This is a genomic window from Paenibacillus tyrphae, assembly GCF_027925525.1.
Classification (GTDB): Bacteria; Bacillota; Bacilli; order Paenibacillales; family NBRC-103111; genus Paenibacillus_G; species Paenibacillus_G tyrfis_B.
The window spans coordinates 97,889-106,091 of record NZ_BSDJ01000027.1 but is presented as its reverse complement, the minus strand read 5'-3'; the positions used below and the strand labels follow the sequence as shown (position 1 = coordinate 106,091).

Annotated in this window: 7 protein-coding genes; all 7 read right to left on the bottom strand. The window is 55.3% G+C overall.

Features of this window, described 5'->3' with window-relative positions; genetic code table 11:
• Positions 1-152 precede the first annotated feature (152 nt).
• Entirely contained in the window at positions 153-1,553 is a 1,401-nt protein-coding gene (locus QMG93_RS25950; protein WP_281941677.1) for a M28 family peptidase, read from the bottom strand.
• A gap of 173 nt (positions 1,554-1,726) precedes the next feature.
• Entirely contained in the window at positions 1,727-2,410 is a 684-nt protein-coding gene (locus QMG93_RS25945) for a VOC family protein (protein ID WP_281941675.1), read from the bottom strand.
• Positions 2,411-2,433: 23 nt separating this feature from the next.
• Positions 2,434-3,348 (bottom strand): YitT family protein, encoded by a 915-nt coding sequence (locus QMG93_RS25940; RefSeq protein WP_281941673.1) that lies wholly within the window; start codon positions 3,346-3,348, stop codon positions 2,434-2,436.
• Positions 3,349-3,521: 173 nt separating this feature from the next.
• Complete coding sequence (locus tag QMG93_RS25935) at positions 3,522-3,953, bottom strand: winged helix-turn-helix transcriptional regulator (protein WP_281941671.1); 432 nt, start codon at positions 3,951-3,953, stop codon at positions 3,522-3,524.
• Between the two features lie 98 nt (positions 3,954-4,051).
• Positions 4,052-4,741, bottom strand: coding sequence for a class I SAM-dependent methyltransferase (locus QMG93_RS25930; protein WP_281941669.1), 690 nt, complete (start codon positions 4,739-4,741; stop codon positions 4,052-4,054).
• A gap of 276 nt (positions 4,742-5,017) precedes the next feature.
• The gene (trxB, locus tag QMG93_RS25925) at positions 5,018-5,959 is read right to left on the bottom strand and encodes a thioredoxin-disulfide reductase (RefSeq protein WP_281941667.1); all 942 of its coding nucleotides are present in this window, start codon (positions 5,957-5,959) and stop codon (positions 5,018-5,020) included.
• A 419-nt stretch (positions 5,960-6,378) separates the two neighbouring features.
• Positions 6,379-8,199: a S9 family peptidase gene (locus QMG93_RS25920; protein WP_281941665.1), complete on the bottom strand. Its 1,821-nt coding sequence runs from the start codon at positions 8,197-8,199 to the stop codon at positions 6,379-6,381.
• Positions 8,200-8,203: the final 4 nt, after the last annotated feature.

Here is an 8,203-nt window from a genome sequence, read left to right as displayed (position 1 = left end):
CCCGTGAAATTACCGCTAATTGTAATCAAGTTCACGGGTTTCAAGGACGGCTGGAGGGATATACCCTACCGGCGTATGCAGAGGATTTTTACGTGAAGCGGGCTTCTCGAATAAACTCGGACCGGGCCTAAGCCCAGTCCCTACGAAGCGGATCAAACCGGCGGATTCGGATCGTACGGATAGTTCACCGGCGTAAAGAAGTCCTTGTATCGTTTGAATGACGGCGTCGTCGGCGACAAGATCTCCGCCACAGAGTTGCCGACAATCGTTGCGACATTGGCCAATTTGTCCTTGCTGATTTTATCGATGGTGTCGTACCGGGTATGGTATTCGGGCTCGGCGGGGGAATGGGTGTACAAAGCGGTGGCGACTCCCCGCTGGTAGAACGGAACATGATCGCTCCGTCCGAACCGGCCGTACGGAATGACCCCGGATAATCTGGAGGCAAAGGTCGCGCCCAGATCGGTGACCACGTTTTTCTGTCCGTTCACCGTGTACATGCCCAGGGTGCCGGAATTTTTGCTGCCTACCATATCGAGTTGAAAATGTCCGATGAACCGGCCGATATCTGTGGAGCTGAGCGAGTTGGCATAGGCTTTAGAGCCGTATAAGCCGTATTCTTCCGCGCCGAACGTCAGGAAGCGGACCTCCGAATCCCGCTGGGTACCTGCGACGACCCGCGCCACTTCCAGCACAACGCCTACGCCGGAAGCGTCGTCGTTCGCTCCGGGGCCTGCGGACACCGAGTCGTGATGGGCGCCGACCGTAACCAGATCGCTGGTCGTTGTCGCCGTATTGGGCCTTAGCGTAGCCACGACGTTATAGGAGGTGGCGGCCATGGCGGCTACACCCTGAACGCTGAGACGTACCCGGGGGCCGCCGTTTGCCGACGCCTTTTGCTTCAAGGCTTGCGCGTCTTTGCCCGAAAGGCTGACGGTCGGAAGGGAAAGGGTGCTGAATTGCGTATCCGAAATTGGGGCATCGGAGGACGGATTGTAAAGAATGACGGCCACGGCGCCTTGATCCGCGACGTTGGCGATTTTGTCATTGGTGTCGATTTGGCCCGCTTCGATCAGAGCTACCTTTCCCTTGAGCTCCAGACCTTTTACATCCTGCAGTGTTCCTTTTTTCGCATCGACAACCTCACCGCTGACATCGCCGCCTTGCGTGTTTTGCAGGGCTTGCGGAGCAAGCTGCTGGCTTGCCAATCCATGAGTTCCTTCGATCGTCAGTTGAATGCTGCTTGGGGCGGTAAATTTAGGGAATGTAAAGGACTGCAGGGTGACCGTGTAGCCGTACTTCTCGAGCTCGCCTTTGATGTACTGCACCGCATTGTACTCATTTTGCGTTCCGGCTACCCTCGAAGACATGGCCAAGCGCGAAACGTGGTTGAAGATGGCGTCTCCATTTACGGTGATGGCGTTAGCCGAGCCATGGACGACAGCGCCTTCGGGTCCGGCCTCCGGAGGAGCCGCTAACGCGAGCCCTGCACCCGATCCCCAGCAAAGGCTGGCTGCCAATAGAAAACGCGACCAAAAAATTCCTTTCATCATGTCACTCCTTTTTGTTGTGAAATGTAATACGCTTCTACTTTATTGCGGCGGCCAACTCAAATATGTATGCATTTTTGGAATGAACGAATGAAAAAAGCGCAGCCATCTTCCCGTACACGGAGAGGCTTGCGCTTTCGAATAATTAACCGATGTTTAATTATATTTAATTTCAATCAAACCTGCCCGCTCTCGCTCTCGATCCGATACGGCTTCGGTCCAAGCTCGATCATGCCGGCACGTTCCGTTTGAAGCTTGACCGTCGTCGGAAAAATACCGGGCATCCGCTCATCCGGAAACCAAGGCCGCTTGTGATCGATCACGATCAGCAGACCTTCCACATCGCCGACCGCGGCAAATTGCCGGCCGTCTCCGCTCCACTTCTCCAGCGAAAACGATTCGTGTAGCTGCCGGAGAGCGGCAGGCAGTTCCTCGACCGGCAGACCAATCTCGCTAATGCGTAAAATATCTTTGGGCGAGAAAGACTCACTGGTTGCATTGCTCAAGGAATGATGAGCGATCAATTCGACGAGATTGCCGTCCGGATCGTAGAAATATAAGGCCGTGGCATTCCAATTCGGAAAAGGATATTGTACGGCGTCGTCTTTGGCAATCAGCTCGATTCCTTTGCTGCGCACCCACTCCAACGCTTCGTTCGCTTTATTGTCGGGAATCGTGAAGGCGATATGGTAATAAGCTTGTTCCCGGTCATTCGAGACAAAAGTAAGCTTGGATTCGCCCGCCTGTAGTACAAGCGAATCCGCATTCTCTTCCAGCACGGGAAGCTGAAGCGTATCGCGATAGAACCGTTTTGTCGCCTCGTAATTGGAGGAGTGCAAAATCACTTCGCGTATTTTCATTTTGATCTCTCCTTCGTGATAGGTCACGAGAAGACTTTCGACGCGTCCCTTCCTGCCCGCGGAACCAAGGGATAGCTGTGGAACCCTTGTCCGTACACTTCGCTGGCTTCGCTTAGAATGACGAACGCTTGCGGATCTACCGTGCTAACGATCCTCTTAAGTGGCGCAATGTCGGCATTCCTCAGGACGACCATCAGTACCCCGCGGGGTTCCCCGGTATAGCCGCCCCAGCTTGTGAACCGTGTCAAGCCGCGGTCCAGTTCCAGCAAAATCGCAGCGCGCAGCGCCTCTTCGCGTGTTTGATCCGTAATGATAAAGGCTACCTTGGAATCTGAAGCCGAGTGGACCAGCTCCAGCGCCTTTTTCGTTAAAAACAATCCGATCCATGCATACAGCGCCTTCTCCGGCGAAAAGACGATCGCAGCCATTAAAATAACGGCAAAGTCGAGGATCAGCAGTGCCTTTCCCAGCCCGATGCCGAGCTTGCGGTTCAGGAGCAGCGCCACAATCGTAAACCCGCCGGAGGAGGCGTTGCCTTTGAAAATCAACCCCAGCCCAAGCCCGGTCCCGATACCGCCGTAAATGGCGGCCAGCAGCATGTTGTCTGTCAGCGGCGGCACGCCTTCGGTCAATAGAATACACAAAGGTAGCAGGACGGAGCCCAGTACCGTTTTGACCGCAAATCCCCGGCCGAATACCGCCGCTCCCGCCAGAAGCAGCGGCACGTTGATCAGCCATTGGCTGATCGCCGGCTTCAAGCCCGTTACATATTCGAGGACGGTGGACAAGCCGGTCACACCGCCCGCAGCAATCTGATGCGGATGCTGAAACATGTTATAGCTGATTGCCATCAGCAGGCAACCGATTGTCAAGTAAGCCATCTGCACTCCGAAGGCCGCCGCACGGCCATACCCGGAAGTGCCGCGATCCTGTTTCATGTTGCTTGCACACTCCCTGCTCTTGGATGTAGTTCTTCATCTTTTTATCATGAATGCTACACCCCAGCAAGAGCGCAGTGCAACGCGAATTCGCTGTATAACGCCTACGCCGCAATGCTTTCACACTTTCTTGCAATACAGCAATCCGGTCAGCCCTGGCTTGCTTTTAATCGTCATCCAATCTGCAAAATCTCGCGTTCCGCGTAGCGTCCGCCGTTCATTTCACCGATGACCTCCATAGCCGCCGGACCGCCAAGATGCATCGCCCATTTCTGAATCTCGCTCACCACTTCGCGCAGCGCCTGCCCCTTCGCTGTCAGCTCATAGTCAATGCGCACCGAAATTTGGTTTCGCACCTGTCGGACAACGATGCCTTCGAGTTCAAGATGCTTCAACCTTTCGGCCAAGGTGCGGGAATTCAGGTTGAGCAGCAGGGCGATTTCCGTAAACCCTGTATAGCCGTCAAGCAGCGCGGATATGATGTGCAGATTCCAACGCGTTCCGAGAAAATGATAAGCTGCCGGGCAATCGGCATGATCCGGTTCGGTACCCGTTTCCGACAGGTCATGAAGCGTACGTGCTGTCTTTTCGCCATGATGTGTCATGAGGGACCTCTCCTTTCTCGCAAGGGATTATATACTTTTTATACTTTTATGTTTATAAATTATGGTATCAATTTGCGGATTTGTCAATCGCTTCTTCGCTAGCCTTTTTTCCAACCCGCCATGACCACGAAATTAAAATATTTGTAAATGCAGTCCACGTCCGAAAATCCGGCCTGCTTCAGCCAGATCAGCTGCTCCTCCAAAGTGGACATCCGGTCCAGCTTGGTCCGTTCGTAAGCCGACGAAATTTCGCCCGCAGACAGCCCGCTGCTCTCTACCTTGCGTCTCCAATCCTGCTTATACCGCTCCTCCAGCGCAGGCGTGCTTCCCAACACCTGATCCGCGTTAATAAACAGTCCGTTGTCGTTAAGCAAGGCATAGGCGGTACGGTATACCTTTTGCTTCTCGGCATCGGCAAGGTGGTGAATCGACAGAGATGAGATGACGATATCATGCTTCTCCCGGTACTCACAGGCTGTATAATCCCCGACCATGTACGTGACATTCGGCACGCCGCTGAATCTCGTCCGGGCCACCTCCAGCATAGAGCCGGAGAGATCCACGAGGGTCAGCTTGGCCCGAGGGTGCTTCTGCAGCATGAACGCCGAAAACAAGCCGGTGCCCGCACCCAAATCTAAAATGCTCGGAGCATCGTTCCCCTCATCCGTTAACGAAACGGCAATCTGGTAAAAGTCGTCGAAGCAAGGAATCAATTTGCGTCTTTGCCGGTCGTATACGCTTGCTGCTTCGTCAAACCGTTCCACGAGCTGCTTTTTGGTATGGTCCATCTCGGTTCCCTCCGGAAAAAAGATTAGTAATTGCTTTAGCGATAGTATAAGCAAAGTACAGTTATAACAAAAATATATTAAAGTTATAATATATATAGTTAATAACTATAGAAATAAGGGTCAACATCGTCCAAAAAGACGTATAGGAGAGGCTGGCGGACGCCAAAAAGACCGTCGAACGATGCCCGACAGCCCATTGATAAAACGATGTTTTTCCTACATGAACAGCTACCCCGGCGCCGTTACAGACGCCAGGGTCAGTCCAATTCGATTCGATTACCGCGCAAGCTCCTTCAGCTCGGCCGACTCCAGAAATCTCTCGCAATCAAGCGCCGCCATGCAGCCTGTGCCCGCTGCGCTGATCGCCTGCCGATACCGGCTGTCCTGAACGTCGCCGCACGCGAATACGCCGGGAATGTTCGTTTCCGTCGTGCCAGGCTTCACCAGCAGGTAGCCGTGCTCGTCGGTCGTCAGCTGGCCGTCCAGAAACTTCGTATTCGGCGTGTGGCCGATCGCTACGAAGATGCCGTCTACTTCGATGATTTCTTCCTCGCCGGTGTCGTTGTTTCTCACCTTAAGCCCAGTCACGCCCCGTTCGCCCGCGATGACCTCCAGCGGAGTCCGGTTCAACTGCCAGCTGATTTTCTCATTGGCGCGTGCCCGCTCCTGCATAATCTTCGACGCGCGAAGCTCGGTGCGACGGTTCACCAGAACGACCTCCGAAGCGAAGCGGGTCAGGAAGTTCGCCTCTTCCATGGCCGAATCCCCGCCGCCGATGACAATAATTTTTTTGCCCCGGAAGAAGAAGCCGTCGCATGTCGCACAGGTGCTTACCCCGCGGCCGACGTTTTCCTTTTCTCCCGGAATACCGAGGTATTTCGCGGAGGCTCCGGTGGATACGATCACCGTTTCCGCTTGAATGTCGCCCATGCCTTCTACCGAAAGCGTAAACGGCCGTTTGGAAAGATCCGCTTTGTTCACCCATCCCGTCCGGAATTCGGCGCCGAAACGCTCGGCCTGTTTACGCATATTATCCATTAATTCGGGGCCCATGATTCCTTCCGGGAAGCCCGGGAAGTTCTCGACCTCGGTCGTCGTCGTCAGTTGTCCCCCCGGCTCCGGACCTTCGATCACCAAGGGCTTCAATCCCGCTCTCGCCAAATAAATAGCCGCCGTCAGCCCTCCGGGGCCGGTTCCAATAATTACGCTATTGTACATGATGTGTTCCTCCTTCATACTGCCTATCCTTAAGCTTTATCATATCTCCCTCGGAGACAGGTTGCATGAAGGTTTGATTAAGGTCACATGAAGGATTCATGAAGAAAGTGCCAGCGGCGGAGCCGGTTTCAGATTGTTGAGAAACCCTAGAGTAGAAAATCTCAGAGAAATAGAGGTGGGGTATATCCCGTAAGAGTTTACGTCCGCCTTTGAAACCCGTGAAAATACCGCTAATTCTAATCAAGTTCACGGGTAGATAGGGGGTCCCCGGAAAGTAATCGGAATAAGCTTCCAAGTATTACTTCACTTTCTGGGGGAGGGCAGCGGCTGGAGGGATATACCCCACCGGCGTATGCAGAGAATTTTCTTTGCGAAGCGGGTTTCTCAACAAGCTCGAGCGGCGGAACCGCTCCATGCGGCTATGCTTCGAGATATTTCCGGAAAAAGCGGACAATTTCCGTATTCATCGCGATGTGATTTTCCATTTTTTCCGTTTGATGCCCTTCGTCCTCGAAAATAATCAGCTTCGCTTCCTGGCCGCGGGCCCGCATGTCCGCGTACAACTGCTCGGCCTCGCTGACCGGAACGCGCGTGTCGTTGCGGCCGTGGAAGATGAGCAGCGGCACTTTGATGTTCTGCGAATGGTTGAGCGGGGCGATCTCCTCGAAGAAGTCCGAATCGTCCGCCAGCGTGCCGTATTCCGCTTCGCGCAGCGCTCTGCGCCATTCCCCGGTGTTCTGCAGAAACGTGCGGAAATGCGAGATGCCGACGATGTCCACCCCGGCCGCCCATAAATCCGGATAATGGGTGAGCGCGGCCAGCACCATAAATCCGCCGTAGCTTCGCCCCATAACGCCGATTTTGCCGGTGTCGACCGTCGCGAAACGGCTCAAGTCCTTCACCATCCACGCCAAATCGGCCACCGCGTCCATCCGCTTTCTCGCGTTGTCGAGATTCAGATATGTTTTGCCGTAGCCCATACTCCCGCGCACGTTGGGCGTCACGACGTTAAAGCCTTGCCCGACCAAATATTGAATGACCGGGTGAAATTCGAACCGGATCTGCGATTCCGGCCCGCCATGCACGTACACCACCGTAGGCGCGGGACAGCTTTCCTCGGCCTGCCCGGCGCTCCCCGCCGGCCGGTAGTAAAAATACGGCACCTCCACCCCGTCAAACGAACGGAACGTGTACAGCTCGGCCTCCTGCCACAAATGCTCGATTGTCTCCGACCTGCCGAACGAGGTGAGGCGCCGGAGCGTCTCGTCCTTCAACCCGTAGCGCCAGATGTCCCCAGGCAGCACCGGGCTTTTCAGCGCGAAAATCAGCTCGTCGTCATTCATCCACGACAACGATGAAATCACGCCGCGCGGCAGCTCCACCGCCGTGGAATGTCCGCCTTCCACCTCATACAGGTATAGCGCGGAAAAGCCGCCTTCGTTCACGGTGTACGCGATCCGGCTGCCGTCCGGCGACAGCTTCGCCGCCTCGATATCCCACGCCGGGACATGGACGAGCAGCTCCGCCCCCGCCCGTTCCGGGGAAAAGCGGTACAGCGCCATCGTGTTCTCAGCCGCATTGGTCACGAAATACCCTGTGCCGTCCTTCGTCAGTTGGACCGAAGCGTAATCGCCCGCCCCCGGCACGCCGATCTCCCGGATCGCGCCGCTGCGCAGCTCAAGCACGTGCAGCGACTGGACCACATTCGTCACATCGGCCAAAATCAGCAAGCCGCTGCCGTCCGGCAGCCAGCAGAGCGGCACGCACCGGCCTTCGTGCCGGTACACCTCCTCGACCTGCTTCGTCTCGACGTCCTGCACGAAAACATCGAACAGCCCGGGACCCCGGCGGTTGCTGGAAAATGAAATTTTTTGCCCGCAGGGAGACCAGTCTCCGACATTGTGAAAATGCTGTGGGGACACCATCAGCCCCTGCACATCCAACGTGTCGTTGTCCAGCACATAAAGCTGCTGCTTTTCGTTCCCCTTATGATCCATCCCAATAACCGTCCGGGAACCGCACGGAGAATGCTTGGCTTCCACGACCCGGTCGGGCAGCTGGATCACCTGCTCGCAGCGGTCCGTCGCCGCATCCCAGCTCCACAGCTGAGGCAGGCCGGTTTTCTTGGTCAAAAACGTAACTCGCCCGCGCCCCGGAACCACTTGCGGCTGATAGGCGGACAGTACGGTAAGATACGCGTGCAGCTTATCGTTTTGCTCGGTCAAAGCTTTCGATTCCATCGGT